The organism is Prevotella sp. ne3005 (assembly GCF_900110085.1).
Taxonomy (GTDB): domain Bacteria; phylum Bacteroidota; class Bacteroidia; order Bacteroidales; family Bacteroidaceae; genus Prevotella.
In genome coordinates this window covers 109,480-128,680 of record NZ_FOCK01000006.1, presented here as the reverse complement: position 1 = coordinate 128,680, position 19,201 = coordinate 109,480, and the positions used below count along the sequence as shown (strand labels likewise).

Sequence of the window (19,201 nt, the reverse complement as noted above, 5' to 3'; positions counted from 1 at the left end):
GTGATGATGCGCCGGTATTTATTATGGGAAGAAAGGGCTTATGCCCTTCTTCTTTAAATAGATCATTTGATTTTAAGTTTTGGTTCCTCTACCACTGTGAAGCGGTGGGGGAATTTTTTTTATAATATATAGATAAGGTGTGGATATAAAAAAAGGGCTCCGCTGAGTCCCCAAACCTTTGTTAACCTTAAATCTAATACTATGAAAAACACGATGCAAAGGTATAATATATTTTTGAAACTACCAAACATTTCGCTAAACTTTAACACATTTTAATCGGACTGAAATTTTTTGCTGTATTCTTTTGGTTATTTCCCAGATATTTTATACCTTTGCAAACTGAAAAATGTTCGTTGCCGAGAATCTAGTATTAGGCAATACTATAATTTAATTAAATAATAATAGGAGAAATGAAAAATTCCGTTTTAACCGTTACCCATTATAAGGTGACGTTTTCTGAGAACTGTAATGGTGGCAGTAACAAACCACAAGTAGACCCTAAGAAGGCCTTGGCTCAGTTGTTTATAGATGATATCACTGAGTTTCAAAAGGGTAAAGAGGGTAAGGAGTTTGATGAAGCAAAGAGGCTGAAACCAACATATCCTGAGAACAAATATCATCTGTGTCACATTTATTATCAGGAGCCAGACTATGATCAGGCTAGATTCAGATACCTTTATGTGAATAATGAAGCAGAAATAAAACCCTCAACCACAAAATTCGAGCCAGAGAAACTCGGGATGGTATATTTCAATCTTGATATGAGTGGCGAGGATCCCAGTCTGGATATTTTCAGTATGTCCGAATTCTCAACTGAGGAAGTATTTGATAAGATGAAACACATCTTTATTAATATGGTTGGCAAACAATTATGTGATATGGGTTTCATTATCCAAATGGAAGGCCAATCTAGGGATGATGCTGATATCGACCTCATGACCATTGAGACTATGATTACCCAACCTGGGCCAATTATGGAGAAAGTATTAAGTAAAAATGCAAATTAATACATAGAAAATTTGGGTGGCATGGATAATTTTATTATCTTTGCACACAGAAAATAGCAGAGCTAGGAGCTTTAAGTCCCCAACGAAATCGGCAAAATTTCAACTTAGACACTAGTGAAAAGCGATGCTACCTACTCATACCTCGGCAGAGGCGTGAGCAAGGTTCTATTCCGGCTTTTCACTGGGCGTTTGCCGATGCCTGTTGGGGTTTGATGTGTTACTACGCGATCGCCTCTGCTATTTTTCTACTTCTGCTATCTTTCTGCTTTTGCCCGCTTGTTTGTCTGCTACTTATGTGGTAAAAGTATCTTTAATCTTTTATTTAATAACGAATTGAAAAAGTGGAAAAATTTACGTATACTTCGAAATTGTACAAAATCCGTTTGGCTAAAACTGAGCGTGATATTTTTGGTAATCCCATACCTACGGACAAATGGGATGTGTTGGTAAAGGCACTGGATGATGACCTTCGTAAAAAGAAGGAGTTCAAGTTCATACACCCAAGAAGTAAGAAGACGTTTTACCGGCATTATAAAGACAGTCCTGCCAATGGCGTCACAAGGCTGGTGATTGGCCAGTTTAATGACAGGGTGCATTTTGCCTATGTCAGGATTCTCCTGAATTCTTATTTGTATAAGGAGCCCTATCTGGTCATTGAGCGATACGACACCATCGTCCGAAATCCTGATTATCTGGCAGAGATGGTGACAAGAGCTTTTAACTGGGCTCTCGAGGGATCAGGTCAGGAGGTGATGCTGGAGCCATGGGAAAGCCCTGACGAAACAATCACGTGGAGTTGGGATTATACGCTTTCGTATGATTATCAACTTCGACAGATAAAGGGAGCCAACCTGATAAAGGCAGGCTTTGAGGATTCGCTGGAAGAACATCATAAGATGAAGGAGAGGGCAAAGACTAGGGGAAGCAAGAAGTCGGATAATATCAAGTTCTATATTAAGATAAATAGGAGGGATCATATCGTCAATTGGCTTCACCGTGTCTTAAAGGGATTGACTTCGCAAAAGGAATTGTCCATGCCTTTCAGGGTGCTATATGATAGCAAGATGACTGATCATATCCCCTATAAGGCAGTCATCAAGGAGTTTTCTGAGCTGAAAGGGATCCTGAAAGAGAATCGGTATAATGACTGGACCAACAGTCAAAGAACCAGTTGTAAGGACGAGTTCCTGTATCTGAAGCTGAATGAAGATTTTGAAAATAGTATACTATACATAGAAGATCAAGAGTCTGCCTGAATAGGAGATTTGCAGGTTTTATAAGGTTTTATAAGGTGGGAAAAGGTATTATCAGGTTTTATGGATAATACCTTTTCTTTTTGTCTTTTCTTTGAAAAACATCGTGTATTTTTGCAGCGCATTAAAATAATGCTTGTAAAAACAAAAATAATCTAAGAGTAAAGAGAGGCCTTTCTGCACTCGTAACGCAAAAAAGGATATGAGTCAGAAATTCAATGAGAATGAAAAGGAGTACGTCTGGCATGATGGTGTCAGAATCAGTGATGAACAGTTGGTCAGCATGGCAAGGAATGCTGGGAGCTATGCCTTGGCGGAGCACTATCTGACTTCGCTATTGGCCCATGGCACCATGTATGGGCTCACCTATTATATCAATAAGGTGAACGAGGTGAGAGCCCAGTATGGCGTGATGCCCATCCCTACACCCAAGCAGACTGACGAGGAGGGGTGTGACAACAACCGTAACACCCACCACAGCCTCGAAGACCAGGCTCGAATGAAGTATAGGGCTATGAGTATAGAGGGCAGAGTGGCTTTGTTCAGGGATTGTCTGATGATTCTGAGAGTGAACTATCCCAAGCTCTTCCGATTTAAGAACCAGTGGCAGGGTGTCTACCTGGTGGTAAGAGACCGATTGGACAATGGCCTCTCGCAGAGCGATTTCCTCAGCTTTGCAAAATCTGCCATACCCAAGGACTGGCCAGCGCGACTTTGGATCAATGAGAATGTGATTAAGAACTTCAGTCGTGATATGCAATACGATGATGATGACGAGGCATACTACGAGATGGATTATAATCCTTTTGGTCTTTTGTGTGACACGTTTTGGGAGATACTTAAACAGCAGATTTGACGGAAAAATGACGGACTTTTCTCTGATTTGACGGAAAAAAGACGGAAAAAAGACGGAATGACGGGATTTACCCCCGTCATTTTTTTTGTGTTGTAATTTTGCCAACGCAAACAAGCAAGTAAGCGAAAGTCCGGACCGCTGAAAGCTGGTAAAGTTTTAAAAAGTAAAAAGGTAAAAATGAAAAAAGCATTTTATGCAGAATTGAACTGCCATTACATTGCCATCAAGAAGTGCTGCGCTTCGTGCCAGCATAGATTCGTCACTGACGAGGGGTTTCGCATTTGCAGAAAACACAGAAAATATGTCTACAAGACTAACTGTTGCGAGTGTTGGAAAATGAACAGCAGACTCAACAGATCTGGAGCCAGATGGGGTCAGATGAAGAGCAACGATTATCTGAAGTATGTGTCAAGGATTCGAGCCCTCGAGAACCAGCGAATCGAAGAAGCAGAGGCAAAGGGATATCCCCTCGCCATGCTGAAGAACGAGACTATCCAGAAGCGATACAAGAGGCTGTATGGAGAGATTATTATGGATTTCTAGAGAAAAAATGAAAGAATGAAAGATTGAAAAGGTAAAGAGGTAAGAAAGTAAAAAGGTAAAAAATGATTCAGTATTTATCAAAAGAAAAGATAGCAGAGTTTGTCAAGGAGACCCTGGAATCTCCAGAGAACGTCATCAAGATGTTGCAAAAGTATGGGAGGCATGCACTCTTCAGAATTGATCACTGCCAGTTGCATCTGGATTTTGACAACAGAGAGAACAGTCCCTGGAATCATGACATCATCAACCTTTTCCCCACGGATCATCCTGTAGAGATGACCAGTTGGAAGGGTGTCATCTATGTACATTATCTGGATGAAGAGCCTGTAGACTGTAACTGTAAGGGCACTCGTGAGATTATGGAAATGATTGTTACCAAATGTGGTGATGAGGCAAAAATCAGAGAAATAATTAAAGGTAAAAAGGTAAAGAATGAATATTAAGAAGTATATTTTTATTCCGGATTTTATTCTGGAGCGCCTTGTAGAAGGCAAACATGTAGAGGGTTCGATGTATCGGGATGCTTTTACGGGGTGTATCACTTTCAACGCGTATAATCGCAAGTCGCGAGAACCAGGCTACGAGCCTCCCAAGGACCGCCTGATCTGTGCTCTGGAGACAGGGTGGCTGAAGGAGAGTGCCCGACGCATCAAGTTCTTCAGTTCGGTGAAGAAGGAACTGGGTCGCAGATGGATTAGCGTATTGATGCATCGTGACCTGAAGCAGGCGATGGACGTCATGGAAGTGGAAGAAATACTTGATAGAGTATGATTTAAAGGTAAATAAGTAAAAAGGTAAAAAAAATGGAGAAGTTAGTAACAATCGTTGAGGTGGGCGCATACTCTGAGCGCCAGTATCAGAAGCAGGACGGCAGCTCTGAATACTTCAAGAGCCGTGGTGTGGTGATGAAGCGTGGTGGCGACGTGATCTATGGTGAGATGACGGGCGAACTGGCCTCGAAGAATCGTGACACGCAGTTCTTTCAGAACCAACCCTACATCGTGAAAGGTTTCTGGAAACATCGTACATGGGAAGACCAGAACCATCAGACGCGTCATGAGAATGCTTTCTACATCACGGACTTACAAAGCTTGTAGCCGATGATAACATTCCAAGAGAATACTCACTTTTCCCAGGCTCTTCCTTGCACAAAGGAAGAGTTCTGGGCCCAGGTCAGGAAGAGTAGTACTGGCTGGAGGATTGACGCACGACGCGCTATATTGGCAGCTGTGGAGGCATCGAAGACCCTGGGCGTGGCAGCCCTCCAGACATGGCTCGACAATGCGGATTATCAGAAGTTTCTGCTGAAGAAGCAGAATCTGAAGAAGAAAACAGCCAAAGAGGCATGGGCCAAAAAGACGGATGCTGATAAGCTGCTGGCCTTTGCACAGGAGTTGAAGGAGAATCTGCCCGCTTTCATCTTTTCATGCAGGGAGTTTGATGCGACGAAGACGGGAAAGGGAAAACCTTTCTGTCATCGACGACTGGCGGATTGTCACTTGAACGGACTCTTTATGCTCGACATTGACCATGTGGAGAATCCCATGCAGATATGGTATAAGCTGAGAGAGGACGAGGAGCTGATGAAAAAGATCGTGCTGGTACATATCACCAGCAGTTCGTTCGGTATCCGTATCGTTGGAGAAGCGGATGTGAATATAGGCAACCTTGCTGATAATCAGATTATTATGGCAAGTAGGTTGGGGTACAAGGCTGACGATAGCTGCATCGATGCGACTCGAAATTCGTTCGCTCCGAAGGAGGAGGATATATTGTACATTAATGAAGAAAAACTGTTTGATTATTATGATGAAGAATTTGACAAGAGGTTCACACCTCTTTATAGAGAGAAGAAAACTCAGCCGTTACATCATCAATTCGCTGCTGATGATCGTGCTGATGGTGGTGTTCGTGCTAAGACTGCTGCTGTGGCCTCTAAGGATGCTCAACAAGGGGCTGGGAATGAGCGGACGGTGGATGTTCAGTCATCTCGACTAAGCGAAGCGCATGGAGAGATCTCTCCACTCACTACGTTCGGTCGAGATGACAAGGGGGAGGAAACGCATGGAATGACAAGATGGCGTGGTTATGATTTACAGAGTATTATTGATGCTAGGTATGCTGATAAGCTACCCTGCAAGGCAGACTCCAACCGACATACAGAGTCGCTTAAACTGGCCACAGACCTCATGCTTATGCTCGATGGAGATAAGGCCACAGTACAACGAATCGTCGAAGCCCAATCGTGGGTGCAGGAGATCATCGAAGAGCGCAATGAGAACGTGGAGCAGACCGTGGAATCAGCTGCGGGCTGCATCAAGGAGAAGGAAAAAAAGTATGCGGGAACGCTACCATCCAAGGCCATGCTGGAGGCGGTAAAAACCGCTACGGGATTGACGTATCAGGAGATTGTAAAAGGAGTCAAGGAAACAGGGAGATTGGGGCCGCATGACATTACATCGAGCCTTGAAAAGTGGGGCGCAGAGATTGAAGCGATGTTTGAGGATTATCCCATGTTGAGGGATGTGTGTACGGGGTTGAAACGTAGCCAGTATCCTGCGGCGATGTTTGTGGCTGGCGGGTGTATGATGACCTTGATGACACGCTGCTGGTACCGCTTCTACCACCGTCCGCAGAATGAGCGCAGACTGAATTGTTCGCTCTACATCATTGGTCATCCAGCCTCGAATAAGTCGATGGCAGATGATATCTGCGAGGTGTTGATGACGCCTGTGGTGGATGCGGATAAGGCCGGTAAGGCTGCACTGAACCGCTATAAGAAGGACACCAAGAAGAAGGCTGCCAACAAGGAGGGTAAGGATAAGCCCCAAGTGATTATCCGAGAACACCCTTCAAGAACAAGTAATGGCCAGATGATTGAGGACATGCTCAACGCCAAGGAGATTGTGGATGGTAAGGAGGTGCAGCTCCACATGTTCACATTCGACACGGAGCTCGATAATTCGATAACACTCCAGAGTGGCGGTTCATGGATCAACAAGCAGGCTATGGAACTGAAGGCTTTTCATAATGAAAAAGATGGACAGATGTACCAGAATTCGGATTCGCCTGTAGATGAGTTCCGAGTGACGTGGAATTACATCTATACCGGAACGCCCATTGCGCTGAAGAAAAAGGTGAATGAGAAGAATTTCGGTTCAGGATTGTCTACCCGCCTCACCGTGATTCCCATGCCTAAGACGAATTTCGAGATGATAGATTTCGAAGAGAAGACCACCATCGACTGGCAGCGCCTGGAGCGCATGAAGACGTGGGCCTTTAAGCTCGACACCCGGGCAGGAGAGTTGCCCCTGTGGCCACTCGTGAAGCAGCTCTATCAGTGGACGAAGAACCGCATGGCGGACTGTGCGGAGGATGAATCGGAGGCCAACGAGCTGATGTTGAAACGCGTGCCATACCATGCCCTGAACTTCGCTGCGCCCTTCATCGATATGCGCCACTGGGAACACATTCACCAGCAGGGTAAGTATTGGGAAGGAGAGTATGAGGTGGACGAGACCGACTGGAAGCTCTGTGAGCTGATAGCCCGCATCCAGTATGCCACGCAGCAGCATTTCTTCGGGGTGTTGGCCGAGAAGTACTTCGACGACATGAACAACGATGTGCAGATTTCGGGCAAGCGACATCAACAGAAGTCAGTGGATGGTTTTAATCGACTGCCAGACGTGTTTACTAAAGAAGATGTCATCAGGTGTTTTGGCTATAAACCAGAAAGCACGGCCTGTTTCATGAAAATAAAGCGAATGATTGAAGATAATTTCGCAGAGAAGATTGAAGAGGGAGATGATACAGGAAAGTATCGTAAACTTAATCAAATGCTTATTTAACTCACAAACTCACAAACTCACAAAATGGAAAAAGTAAGTATTAACAAAGACATGCACCTCTCCGAGCACTTTCAGCTCGGGGAGGTTACGAAGACGAGTGTGAAAACGGCTGACGGAAATATTCCCAGCCATGTGGCCATAGAGAATCTGAAGAATCTCTGTGAGAATTGGTTGGAGGATTTAAGGTATTCTTATAATACGTTGTATCCTACCAGTCATCTCGAGCGGAGTCGAGAGATCTCTCCTTTTCCTGTCATTCCGAGCGTAGTCGAGGAATCTCATGAGATCTCTCCATGCGCTTCGCTTAGTCGAGATGACAAAGAGGGTGGTCGAGATGACAAAGAGGGGGATGCTCGAGATGACAATCCCATCATCATCACGAGCGGCTATAGGTCGCTGGAGGTAAATAAGGCTGTGGGCGGGTCGCCGACGAGCAATCATCTGACGGGGTGCGCGGTGGATATCCGATGCGAGGGCTTTGAGCAGGCACTGCGCTATGCGAACATCCTCATGGACATCTCTGATGGCACGAAGCAAGATTACGATGAGCTGTTCATCGAGCGCAGCAAGCAGGGCCGCTACTGGATTCACTTCGCGGTTCGTCCAAAGGACAATCGCAGAAAGACAGCGTTTATACAAACGTAAGTCAGCGAGCTTCATCTCAAAAATATCCCAATAAATTTGGTATTTTATTCGAATTATACTACCTTTGCCGACGATATGGACAAAACGAAGATGAACGACACGCTGCGCAGGAATGTGGCGCTGCTGTCGAAACAGACAGAACAAGAGGTGGGAATGATGCCCGCCACAGTGGCTCCGCTGCCCTCGGTGGAGCAGGTGAAGCAGATTGTGAAGCTGGTGAAGAGCATCATCTTCCCCGACTACTTCAATAAGCGGCAGCCCGACGAGGCTATCCGCTCCTACTATATCGGCGTACATATGGACGAGTTGGCCACGTTGCTGACGAAGCAGATTGCCCATGGGCTCCAGTTCTGTGAGGACTGTGAGAAGATGCGCACGAAGGACCAGGTGTATGGTGAGGCGGAGCGGAAGGCACTGGAGTTCATCGATGCACTGCCCGAGATCAAGCGGTTGCTATATACCGACGTCCAGGCGATGTTTGACAACGACCCGGCAGTATCGAACTATGGAGAGGTGATATTCTGCTACCCCGTGATGAACGCGATGACTCACTACCGCATGGCTCACAAACTGCATGAGCTGAAGGTGCCCGTGATTCCCAGAATCATGACAGAGCTGGCCCATTCAAAGACGGGTATCGATATCCACCCGGGAGCTCAGATAGGCGAATATTTCTCGATAGACCACGGTACGGGCGTGGTGATCGGTGAGACCACGATTATCGGCAACCATGTGAGTCTGTATCAGGGTGTGACGCTGGGAGCCAAGAGCTTCAAATACGATGAGAACGGTAACATGCTGAACGTGCCGCGCCACCCGATCATCGAGGACCACGTGACGGTCTACTCGAATGCCTCGATCTTAGGGCGCATCACGATTGGCCACGACTCCGTGATTGGCGGTAACATCTGGCTGACACACAGTGTTCCGCCATATTCGCGCATCCTGCAGTCGAAGGCCATCGATGCTGGATTCCAGGATGGTGCGGGGATATAAATAAAGGCTTCCAATCGGAAGCCTTTATTTATGCTTTCTTTTTACCAAATTCTGGATCTATTTTGAGGAGAGCCGAGACGATGTATGTCATGACGCAGGCGGCGACAACGATGAGGAAGAAGGTCTGATAACCGACACTTTCCTGCAAGGCTCCGGCAAAGAGACCGGGGATCATCATCGAGAGGGCCATAAAGGCCGTACAGAGGGCATAGTGGGCCGTCTTGTGCTCGCCCTGGCTGTAGTAGATCAGGTAGAGCATATAAGCCGAGAATCCAAAGCCGTAGCCGAACTGCTCAAGGAAGATGCAGATGTTGATGATGACAAGGCTCGTGGGAAGGGCGTAGGAGAGATAGACGTAGACGAGGTCGGGGATGGTGATGGCCATCACCATGGGCCACAGCCAGCGTTTCAGTCCATCGCGGCTGGCACAGATGCCACCGAGGATGCCACCGAGGGTAAGGCCGATAACACCTACCGTGCCTTGTACGAGACCGAACTCTCCATCGGAGAGGCCGAGACCGCCGTTTTTCGCACTGTCGACGAGGAAGAGGGCCGACACCTTGGCAAGCAGTCCTTCCGGCATACGGTAGAAGAGCATGAAGCAGATGCCTACCCACACCTGAGGCTTCTTGAAGAAGGTGACGAGCGTCTGCCAGAACTCGTTGAGGATGTCGCCTGCAGTCTTCTGCGTGCGCTCATTGTCTTCATCGGGGCGCGGCAAGGCCCAGCTGTGGTAGAGCCACAGGGCGATGAAAAGGCCTGAGATAAGGTAGAAGACCAGGCTCCAGGAGAAACTAATGCTGCGGGTGAGCACCTGCAGGGCACCTGCAAGGCCTACGAGCAATCCCGAGGAGAAGATCGTGGCGATGCGGTAGAATGTGGAGCGGATACCTACGAAGTAGGCTTGTTGGTGCTGGTCGAGACCGAGCATATAGAAACCGTCGGCAGCGATGTCGTGGGTGGCACTGGAAAAGGCCATCAGCCAGAAGAAAGCGAGGGAGCCCTGTAGCCAGAAGGGTCCGGGGATGGTAAAGGCAATGCCGGCCAGGGCAGCGGCGATGAGGATCTGCATGGTGAGGATCCACCAGCGCTTGGTGCGCAGCATGTCGATAAAGGGGCTCCACAGGGGTTTGATGACCCAAGGCAGGTAGAGCCATGAGGTGTAGAGGGTGATGTCGGTGTTGGACAGTCCGAGTCGTTTGTAGATGATGACGGAGATGGTCATGACGGCTACGTAGGGGACGCCTTCAGCGAAGTAGAGGGTGGGCACCCAGGCCCAGGGGGAATGCTTTTTCATAATTGAAAATTGAAAATTGAATATTGAAAATTATTCGTAGAGGCGATGGATTTGGGCGTTGCGATAGTAGAAGAGCAGGATCTCATCGTAGGTCTTACCCTGGGCTCCCATGACGGCAGCACCAATCTGGCACAGGCCGACACCATGTCCCCAGCCTTTACCATTCAAGACAAATACATCATTGTTTTTAACGACATCGAAAGCCGAGCTTAGGAGATGCGTCTCGCTGAGGGCACGGCGGATCTCAAGCTCTTTGCCGATGGTGAAGGTCTTCTTCGTACCCACAATCTTGAGTTTCCAGATGCGGCCGCTCTTGCCTCGCTCCAAGGGGATGAGGTCGGTGATGAGGCCGAAGTCGGTATTGAGCTTACGATTGATGAGCTCGGAGAGTTCTTCCTGTGTGTATTCCACCGTCCAGCGATAGAAGTCGGGGGTCTCCTGATCGAAGTCGTTGAGCACCTGTGAGAGAATCTGCTTGTCGGAGGTGTTGCACCAGGGATCCTGAATGCTGACGAGGTAGGGCTTGGGCGTGTCTTCCCAGCAGTACTGGAACTCCTCGGTCTCGCCACCACAGCACTTGTGGAAGCGGGCGTCGCAAATCTCGTTGTCATAGAAGAGCACCTGGCCACGCGTCTCACTGATGGCCTCCTCGACATGGGGACTGGTGGCCTTGGTGATGCCCTGATAACGCTGGCAGTGGTCGTCGGCGCAGACATCGAAGATGGTATGGTCTTCGCGGTCGTACCAGCGGATGAGCTCATCGTCCTTCCTCGTGAAAGAGAAGAAACCGTCGGTGCCTTCCTGATGCTTTTTGCGCTTGGCCATCTGAGCCAGGAGCCATGAACGTGAGATGACGGCATGAGCCTTCAGGAACTCAGGCGAAGAGGTGGCCGACATCTCACTGGAGATGACGCTGGTGAGGTAGCGCTCTACGGGCAACTCGTTGATGGCCACAATCTTATCGGCCTCGACCACGATGCGCAGAGTGCCCTCAAAGGTCTGGGTCTCCTGACGCTCCCAATGGAAATTCACGCCGATGGTGACATCCTTCAGTGAGAAGGAGGCATCGTCGGCCTGTGGTCGGAAGGTGAGGTAACGATAGAGCGTGCCGCGCCACAGGATGCCACCCTCGGAGAACTCTACCGTCTGCTCGCCTGTGATCTCCTCGCCCTTGGCCATGTAGGGGCTGTTGAGCGAGAAGGCAATCTTCTGTCCGGAGACAATGCCTACGGAGACGAGGGGCTCTTTCGAGTTGAGAGATGAGAGTTGGGAGGCGAGGGATGAAGGGGCGCTGGTGGCCTTGAGGCGGGTGATGGCCTGCTGGAGGTCGTCGCCAGTGAGCGACACCTCACGAAGGATGCCTAAGGCTATCTCGGGCGTGATATGTTCGAAGTCCTCCTGACGGGGCGTGATGATAAGGCCTGCCATATCGAGGGCTCCCGGAGAGATGATGAACTGTGAGCTGCCCTCGGCATAATAACAGTCGGGACGATGCTTGGCACGGGGGAAGACAACGGAGAAGAACTCCTCGTCGCTGCGCCAGCTGATGATGTTCATCATTGGCTCGGTCTCGTCTTCGCGCTGGGGCAGAGCCTCATAGAGACGGCGGAACAGCTGCTCGTCGCCATTCTGTGAACGGCTGCGGATGAGCAGGGCCGTACAGGGATATTCCTCGATGAGGGAGATATCTTCTTTGTCGTTGAGACTGATGATGGGCGTGAGGTTGTGGCTCAGGCGCTTCCACGATTTCTGCAGGGGGAGTACGCCGCTGGTGCCTGCCTGGAAATGGGCATGGTCGGGAGCCGAGGCACCACACTTCGGACCGTTATAGAAAACCATCATGCCGGGATATTCCTCAAGCAGCTTGTGAATCTCTCCATAAGCCTCGCGGATGAGCTGCGGCTCATGGTTCACGCTGGGAATGGTGAAATGGATAGGCAGGATGGGGTAGGGATTGACGAGCAGGTCGTAATGACTGTCGACGGGTTTCTTGATCTGCTCCTTGGGGCGGTTCTGCTCACAGAGGAAACAGGGGCGCTCGGCAATGGCCTTCTTGTCGATGCTGGCACCTGTAGAGACGATGCGGGCGGGATTCCACTGCACCTGGATGCTGGAAGCTCCCACGACGAGCTCACGGGTCTTGGCACTGCGCAACTCATGATAACGGCGACGGGCATCGTCCCATTTCTCGAGCTGGTGGTTGAAGAACCGCAGGAGGGGTGAGTCGTTGGTAAGATCCTGTTTGCCCTGCAGCATCTGTTGGCGGGCAAGGATCTCAAGGGTGCGCAAACGGTCTTTATAGAGGTTGTTGGCATTGATCTTGTCGATGCTCAGGGCTGCGTCGCTGTTGCCTCCCCAACGGCGGCAGAGATAGAGTTCGGAGAAGATACGTCCAATGCGATAGTTGCGTGAGAAAATGAGTCCTAACGCATAGTCCTCACCATAGGATGTGTTAGGGAATCCTATTTGTCTTAGCAGGGGCGTGAAGAAGGCACGTGGGGCGCCGAGGCCATTGATGCGGAGGGCATTGTTAGGACCGTTTTCATCGGTCCACTCGTGATGGTCGATGAGGCCCGGTGGCAGGGTGTTGAGCTCAAAGTCGCACATGCGGTAGGAGCCAATCACCATCGCGGCATTCTGCTTGTAGAAAGCGTCGACCACCTGCTGGAGGGTCTTGGGTGAGGAGTAGAGGTCGTCGGAGTCGAGTTGTACGGCAAAGCGTCCGCAGCGGTCATCGTTGATGGCCTGATTCCAGCAGCCTCCGATACCGAGATCGGTGCGCTCGGGGATGATATGGACAAGGCGCTCATCGTGGAAGCCTTGCAACAGTTCTGTGGTACGGTCGGTGGAGTGGTTGTCTACCACGATGACATTGAACTTGAAGCTGGCTTTCTGTCCTAAGGCACTATTGACGGCATCGCAGATGGTCTTCTCACGATTATAGACGGGGATGATGACCGAGGCCTCGAATTCGAACTCCTGCTCATTGAAGTCCGGACGACGGTAGTAGGAGGGGTCGATCTTGGCGCCAATCTCTTGCAGGTGGGCCGTGGCGGCCTGTTCCATCTCTATCTGTACCTCGCGGTTGGCGGGATTCACGTAGTCGAACTGCTTCACACCCGAGGCGCGTGTATCCAACTCTTCCTCAGTGTAGAGCTTCTCGTTGATGTGGAAGATCTGTCCATTGCGGCTCAGGAAGAGGCGGAGGGCATAGAGGCCCGCATGATGATAATCGGTCTCACCTGCCTGCATGGCAAAGGTGTGGAGCAGGGGCGTCTTGATGAGCCAAAGCGATCCGAAATCGAAGTCATCGCGAACACTACCAATTTGATAGTCGATGACGGGATGGTCCTTGCGCTGGCCTTCGGTGATGTCGTAATGGTCGGCATAGACCATGGCAGCATCGGAATCGGAAGCCACACGGAGGGCGCGCTCCAGGGCGCGTTCACCGAGCAACAACTGTCGGGGTTTGGTCTGCAGCAGGGCATAGTCGGCATTGGCATTCTCTGCAATGCTCATGATGGTATTGCTGCTGGCAAGACTGTCGACGAGTATCTGCTGACAGTCGGAGAATCGTTTGGAGTCTTCGGCTGAGAGTAGTTCGGTGACGAGCAGGAATATATGTTGGATGGTCTTGTTTCCTCTAAGTTGCCTGACGGTATTCTGGGCGGCTTCAAGGTCGTCGCAAGGTAAAAAACAGTCAATTTTTTCTCTCATGGAATAAAAAGTATATTAATAAGGTGCAAAATTCGTAATATTTTCCGAGAATACCAAATAATTCAATATTTTTTTTGTACCTTTGCACAAAAAATAGACGATGAACGGCGAAAAGAAGGTATTGCTAGGTATGAGCCTCGACGAACTGAAGGCTGCTGTCAAGGAACTGGGAATGCCCCAGTTTACGGCAGGGCAGTTGGCGAAATGGCTTTATCAGCAGCACGTGATGGGTATCGACGAGATGACCAATATCTCCAAGGCAAATCGCGAGCGGCTCTCCGAACTGTATACCGTGGGAGCCAGGGAACCTATCGACTGCCAGCGCTCCGTTGACGGTACCGTGAAGTATCTCTTTCCCGTGGGTGACGGACAGCAATTCGTGGAAACGGTGTATATCCCTGACGGCGACCGCGCCACGCTCTGTGTCTCTTGCCAGGTGGGCTGTAAGATGAACTGTCTTTTCTGTCAGACGGGAAAGCAGGGCTTTGAAGGAAACCTGTCGGCGGGAGATATCCTGAATCAGGTCTATGCCCTTCCTGAAAGGGAGTCGCTGACGAATATTGTATTCATGGGACAAGGGGAACCGATGGATAACCTCGACAACGTATTGCGTGCTACCCAGATACTGACGGCCGACTATGGCTATGCCTGGAGTCCGAAGCGTATCACGGTAAGTAGTGTGGGGGTGAAGAATAAGCTGAAACGGTTTCTCGATGAGAGCGAGTGCCATGTGGCCATCTCGATGCACAGTCCCCTGCCAGAGCAGCGTAGGCAGCTGATGCCTGCAGAGAGGCAGATGTCGATTACGGAGGTGGTAGAGCTGTTGAGGCAGTATGATTTCACCCATCAGCGCCGTTGCTCGTTTGAGTATATCTGTTTTGCAGGTTTGAACGACTCGACAACCCATGCCCGTGAGATTGTCAGACTGCTGGAGGGGCTGGAGTGCAGGGTGAACCTGATCCGGTTTCACGAGATTCCTGATGTGGATCTGCCCGGAGCAGATGAGAAACGCATGGAGTCGTTGCGCGACTACCTGACGAAGCATGGGGTGTTTACGACCATCCGTGCCAGTCGGGGACAGGACATCTTTGCTGCCTGCGGACTGCTCAGTACAGCTATGAAAAGTAAAAAGGTAAAAGAATAAAAAAAGGTAAAAATATATGGAAGATAGAAAGATTCGCGTGGCTATCACGCACGGCGACACTAACGGCATCGGATATGAGGTGATTTTCAAGGCTTTCGAGGATCCCATGATGCTGGATTTGTGTACACCTATTATATATGGTTCTCCCAAGGTGGCTTCTTTTCATCGCAAGACCATGAATCTGGAGACTCCCTTCAGCATCATTGGTTCGGCTGAAGAAGCCCGTGAGGGAAAACTGAACCTGCTGGCCACCTTCGACGATGAGGTGAAGGTGGAACTCGGTGTTCCTACCGACGAGTCGGCTGAGGCTGCCAAAAAGGCCATGCAGCGTGCCAAGGAAGACCTGCAGAAAGGTCTCTACGATGTGCTGGTGCTGGCTCCTGTGAGACCTAATCCTAACCCTGCCAAGGAGGATAAGTCGCTACTCGTGATGTTAGGCGATAGGGTGCGTATCGGTCTGGTTACCAACCACCTGCCTATTAAGGACGTGGCTCAGGCCCTGAGCATGGAGAAGATTGCCGAGAAGGGAAGGCTGTTTCACACGAGTCTGAAGCGCGACTTCCGTATCTCCAATCCGCGTCTGGCTGTGCTGGCCCTGAATCCGCAGGAGGGGACAGAGGAGAAGGATGTGATCCGTCCCGCTATCGAGGCGATGGAGAAAGAGGGTATCCAGGCTTTCGGTCCCTTTGCTGCCGACGATTTCTTCGGCAACCATCAGTATGAGTATTTCGACGGTGTGCTGGCAATGTATGACGATCAGGGCACTGTGCCTTTCAAGACCCTTTCACAGGAATACGGTGTGAAGCTGAAAGCCGGCATTACGGCCATCTGTACCACCCCCGACCATGGGCCTGCCTTCGACATTGCCGGAAAAGGCATTGCCAGTGAGGACTCCCTGCGCCATGCCATCTATACCGCTGTCGACATCTATCGTCATCGCATCGACTATGACGAGCCGTTGGCACATCCGCTGCCCAAACTCTATCATGAGAAGCGCGAGGACGGCGAGAAAGTGCGCTTTGCCATCCCCAAGGCGAAAGACTCCAAGACTCCACAAGAGGAATAGCGGATGAAGAAGAAATACCAAAACGGTTTTTTCATCTTCGGTCTGCTGGTGCTGATTGTCATGGTGACCCAACTCGACTTCAAGGAAGTCTGGGCGGGTGTCCAACATGCCGGCTACTGGTTTATCAATGCCCTTGTACTCTGGGGATTCCTTTATATCATTAATACCTATTCCTGGTATCTGATTATCGACAGCATCGGTAATGAACAGGGTGTCTGCCGCAAATGTAAGATTGGTTTCTGGTGGCTCTATAAGATCACCGTTTCGGCTTTTGCACTGAACTATGCGACGCCTGGCGGACTGATGGGCGGCGAGCCCTACCGTATCATGTCGCTCGCACCGAAAATCGGTACCCAGCGGGCTTCATCGTCGGTGATTCTTTATGTGATGACCCATATCTACAGTCATTTCTGGCTGTGGCTCCTCTCGGTGCCGCTGTATATACTGACGCAGAAGATGACACCGCTCACTTATGTGCTATTGCCGATTATCGCATGTGTGGCACTGGTTGTGATATGGTTCTTTCAGATAGGCTACCGCAGGGGTATTGCTGTGACAGGCATGAACATTCTGAGTCATTTCCCCATGGTGAAGCGCTGGGCACAGCCCTTTGTGGAGCGTAACAGGGAAAAACTGGCTGAGGTGGATGCGCAGATTGCCGCCCTCCACAATCAGAATCCACGTACGTTTGTGGCTGCCGTGCTTCTGGAACTCTCCTGCCGACTACTCTCCACACTGGAGATCTATTTCATCCTGTTGGTGATTATGCCCGGTGTGACGATTCCACAGTGTGTGCTCATCTATGCCTTTACCACGCTTTTCGCCAATATGCTTTTCTTCATGCCCTTGCAGTTAGGAGGGCGCGAGGGTGGCTTCCTGATGTCGACGGAAGGTCTCAGTATGACGGCCCAGGCAGGTATTTTCGTGGCACTTTTAGTGAGGGTCAGAGAACTTATTTGGACGGCTATCGGACTGTTGCTGATCAAGTTCGACAAGAAAGAAAAGTGATTTTGCGTTAAAAATCTGCCAAAATTGCAGATAATTCAGAAATAATGTGTAATTTTGTCAGCTCAATGAAGACTTCAGAACTTCAAACCATCAAACAACGGTACAATATCGTAGGCAACTGCGATGCTTTGAACCATGTGCTCGACGTAGCCCTTCAGGTGGCGCCGACAGATCTCAGTGTGCTTATCGTGGGTGAGAGTGGTGTAGGTAAGGAGATTATCCCCCGCGTGATTCACGACAACTCTCCGCGCCGCCGAGAGAAGTACTTTGCCATTAACTGTGGTTCCATCCCCGAGGGAACCATTGACTCAGAACTCTTCGGCCACGTAAAGGGCTCCTTTACGGGTGCCATCAACGACTCACCTGGTTACTTCGGTGTGGCCAATAAGGGAACGCTGTTCCTCGATGAGGTGGGTGAGCTGCCTTTGGCTACGCAGGCAAGGCTGCTACGTGTGCTCGAGACGGGTGAGTATATCCCTGTGGGTGCCACTGAAGTGAGAAAGACCGATGTGCGTATCGTCGCTGCAACGAACCTGAATATCCGCAAGGCCATCAGCGAGGGCCGTTTCCGTGAAGACCTCTACTATCGTCTGAACTCCATCCCCATCCAGATGCCGCCGCTCCGTGAGCGTGGAGAGGATATCATCCTGCTGTTCCGTCTTTTTGCCATGCAGATGGCCGAGAAATATAAGATGGACCGTATCGTGCTCGACGAGGGGGCTCGCCAGCTGCTGATGAAATATAAGTGGCCTGGCAATGTGAGACAGTTGAAGAATATCACCGAGCAGATCTCGATACTCTCGCCAGAACGGAAAATCACAGCCAGCGTACTGAGCAAGTTTATTCCTCAGGATCAGGAGACCACCCAGTTGGCTGTCATCAACCACCGCAATGATGCTTCACACGATCAGGAGACGGAGACGCTGTATATGATGATACGACAGTTGCATGGCAGTATGAACGAGATGCGACGTGAGATGGAACTCCTGAAGAAACAGATTGAGGAACAGCATGGCCGTACCATCAATACTGTACAGCTACCATCATCCAACCAGTTGGCTCCTATCCAGCCTGTGGCACCCATCCAGTCTGTAGCTGAGGATGCCTTTGCCGAGGAGTATGTCGAGCCGGAGAAAGAACCGGAGAACCTCAATCTCAATGATATCAGCAAACAGATGCTTGAGAAAGCCCTGGAGCGTAACCATGGTAATCGCAGGAAGGCAGCACAGGAACTGGGCATCAGTGACCGTACACTCTATCGAAGACTGAAACAGTATGGATTGGACCAATAAATATGTAAAGATGGCCTTGACGGCGATGCTTGTCGCTGTCATCACAGCCTGTTCCGTGAGCTATAAGTTCAACGGTGCCAGCATCGATTATACGAAGACCAAAACCATCCAGATAGCCGAGTTTCCCATCCGTGCCAGCTATGTATGGGCTCCGATGCAGGCATTGTTCAACAACAGACTGAAGGACGAATTCAGCACACATACGAAACTTGAACAAGTGAAGCGTAACGGCGACCTGAAACTTGAGGGTGAGATTTCGCGCTATGAACAGCGTAACAAGGCCGTCAGTGCCGAGGGTTATTCGGCTATGACGGAGTTGTCGATCACCGTCAACGTCAGGTTTACAAATAACGTGAACCACAATGAAGACTTTGAGCAGCAGTTTACGGCACAACAAAGTTACGACTCCACACTGTCGCTGAACTCCGTGCAGGAAGAACTCGTCACGAAGATGATTGAAGACATCTGCCAGCAGATATTCAATGCAACGGTTGCCAACTGGTAGGAAGTGAATAATTAAAAATGAATA

17 protein-coding genes are annotated in these 19,201 nt (G+C 49.8%); 15 read left to right on the top strand and 2 right to left on the bottom strand.

The features are described 5' to 3' along the window. The first annotated feature begins 410 nt into the window (after positions 1 to 410). The 10 genes from BMY16_RS10240 (at position 411) to BMY16_RS10195 (ending at position 9,148) form a co-directional block, all read left to right on the top strand. On the top strand, positions 411 to 1,007 hold the full coding sequence (locus BMY16_RS10240) for a tetratricopeptide repeat protein (RefSeq protein ID WP_091842203.1): 597 nt from the start codon (positions 411 to 413) through the stop codon (positions 1,005 to 1,007). A 383-nt stretch (positions 1,008 to 1,390) separates the two neighbouring features. Beyond that, positions 1,391 to 2,263 carry a hypothetical protein gene (locus tag BMY16_RS10235; protein ID WP_139207198.1) on the top strand — a complete coding sequence of 291 codons (873 nt, stop codon included), beginning with the start codon at positions 1,391 to 1,393 and terminating at the stop codon, positions 2,261 to 2,263. 199 nt (positions 2,264 to 2,462) lie between these two features. Then, positions 2,463 to 3,116: a hypothetical protein gene (locus BMY16_RS10230; RefSeq protein WP_091842200.1), complete on the top strand. Its 654-nt coding sequence runs from the start codon at positions 2,463 to 2,465 to the stop codon at positions 3,114 to 3,116. A 177-nt stretch (positions 3,117 to 3,293) separates the two neighbouring features. Then, positions 3,294 to 3,659 carry a hypothetical protein gene (locus BMY16_RS15340; protein ID WP_139207197.1) on the top strand — a complete coding sequence of 122 codons (366 nt, stop codon included), beginning with the start codon at positions 3,294 to 3,296 and terminating at the stop codon, positions 3,657 to 3,659. A 62-nt stretch (positions 3,660 to 3,721) separates the two neighbouring features. Continuing rightward, positions 3,722 to 4,102, top strand: coding sequence for a hypothetical protein (locus BMY16_RS10220; protein WP_091842196.1), 381 nt, complete (start codon positions 3,722 to 3,724; stop codon positions 4,100 to 4,102). Next, positions 4,092 to 4,430: a hypothetical protein gene (locus BMY16_RS10215; protein WP_091842195.1), complete on the top strand. Its 339-nt coding sequence runs from the start codon at positions 4,092 to 4,094 to the stop codon at positions 4,428 to 4,430. The genes BMY16_RS10220 and BMY16_RS10215 overlap by 11 nt, the downstream gene beginning before the upstream one ends. A gap of 32 nt (positions 4,431 to 4,462) precedes the next feature. Beyond that, positions 4,463 to 4,756, top strand: coding sequence for a hypothetical protein (locus tag BMY16_RS10210; protein ID WP_091842193.1), 294 nt, complete (start codon positions 4,463 to 4,465; stop codon positions 4,754 to 4,756). 3 nt (positions 4,757 to 4,759) lie between these two features. Further along, positions 4,760 to 7,507: a BT4734/BF3469 family protein gene (locus BMY16_RS10205; protein ID WP_139207196.1), complete on the top strand. Its 2,748-nt coding sequence runs from the start codon at positions 4,760 to 4,762 to the stop codon at positions 7,505 to 7,507. A gap of 24 nt (positions 7,508 to 7,531) precedes the next feature. Then, positions 7,532 to 8,152, top strand: coding sequence for a D-Ala-D-Ala carboxypeptidase family metallohydrolase (locus BMY16_RS10200; RefSeq protein ID WP_244513025.1), 621 nt, complete (start codon positions 7,532 to 7,534; stop codon positions 8,150 to 8,152). A gap of 75 nt (positions 8,153 to 8,227) precedes the next feature. Beyond that, on the top strand, positions 8,228 to 9,148 hold the full coding sequence (locus BMY16_RS10195; protein ID WP_091842190.1) for a serine O-acetyltransferase: 921 nt from the start codon (positions 8,228 to 8,230) through the stop codon (positions 9,146 to 9,148). Between the two features lie 28 nt (positions 9,149 to 9,176). On the opposite strand, the gene BMY16_RS10190 is transcribed toward BMY16_RS10195, so the two are convergent. Together BMY16_RS10190 and BMY16_RS10185 are read right to left on the bottom strand one after the other, a co-directional pair. Then, on the bottom strand, positions 9,177 to 10,445 hold the full coding sequence (locus BMY16_RS10190; protein ID WP_091842188.1) for an MFS transporter: 1,269 nt from the start codon (positions 10,443 to 10,445) through the stop codon (positions 9,177 to 9,179). Between the two features lie 30 nt (positions 10,446 to 10,475). Next, complete coding sequence (locus BMY16_RS10185; protein ID WP_091842186.1) at positions 10,476 to 14,162, bottom strand: DUF4922 domain-containing protein; 3,687 nt, start codon at positions 14,160 to 14,162, stop codon at positions 10,476 to 10,478. A 100-nt stretch (positions 14,163 to 14,262) separates the two neighbouring features. Between BMY16_RS10185 and rlmN the strand changes: the two genes are divergently transcribed. From rlmN to BMY16_RS10160, 5 genes are all read left to right on the top strand, one after another. Continuing rightward, entirely contained in the window at positions 14,263 to 15,306 is a 1,044-nt protein-coding gene (rlmN, locus tag BMY16_RS10180; protein WP_091842185.1) for a dual-specificity RNA methyltransferase RlmN, read from the top strand. 16 nt (positions 15,307 to 15,322) lie between these two features. After that, complete coding sequence (locus BMY16_RS10175; protein WP_091842184.1) at positions 15,323 to 16,372, top strand: PdxA family dehydrogenase; 1,050 nt, start codon at positions 15,323 to 15,325, stop codon at positions 16,370 to 16,372. Between the two features lie 3 nt (positions 16,373 to 16,375). Beyond that, positions 16,376 to 17,380 (top strand): lysylphosphatidylglycerol synthase transmembrane domain-containing protein, encoded by a 1,005-nt coding sequence (locus tag BMY16_RS10170; RefSeq protein WP_091842182.1) that lies wholly within the window; start codon positions 16,376 to 16,378, stop codon positions 17,378 to 17,380. Between the two features lie 65 nt (positions 17,381 to 17,445). Next, complete coding sequence (locus BMY16_RS10165) at positions 17,446 to 18,672, top strand: sigma-54 interaction domain-containing protein (protein ID WP_091842456.1); 1,227 nt, start codon at positions 17,446 to 17,448, stop codon at positions 18,670 to 18,672. Then, positions 18,656 to 19,177: an LptE family protein gene (locus tag BMY16_RS10160; RefSeq protein ID WP_091842180.1), complete on the top strand. Its 522-nt coding sequence runs from the start codon at positions 18,656 to 18,658 to the stop codon at positions 19,175 to 19,177. The genes BMY16_RS10165 and BMY16_RS10160 overlap by 17 nt, the downstream gene beginning before the upstream one ends. The last annotated feature ends 24 nt before the right edge of the window (positions 19,178 to 19,201 follow it).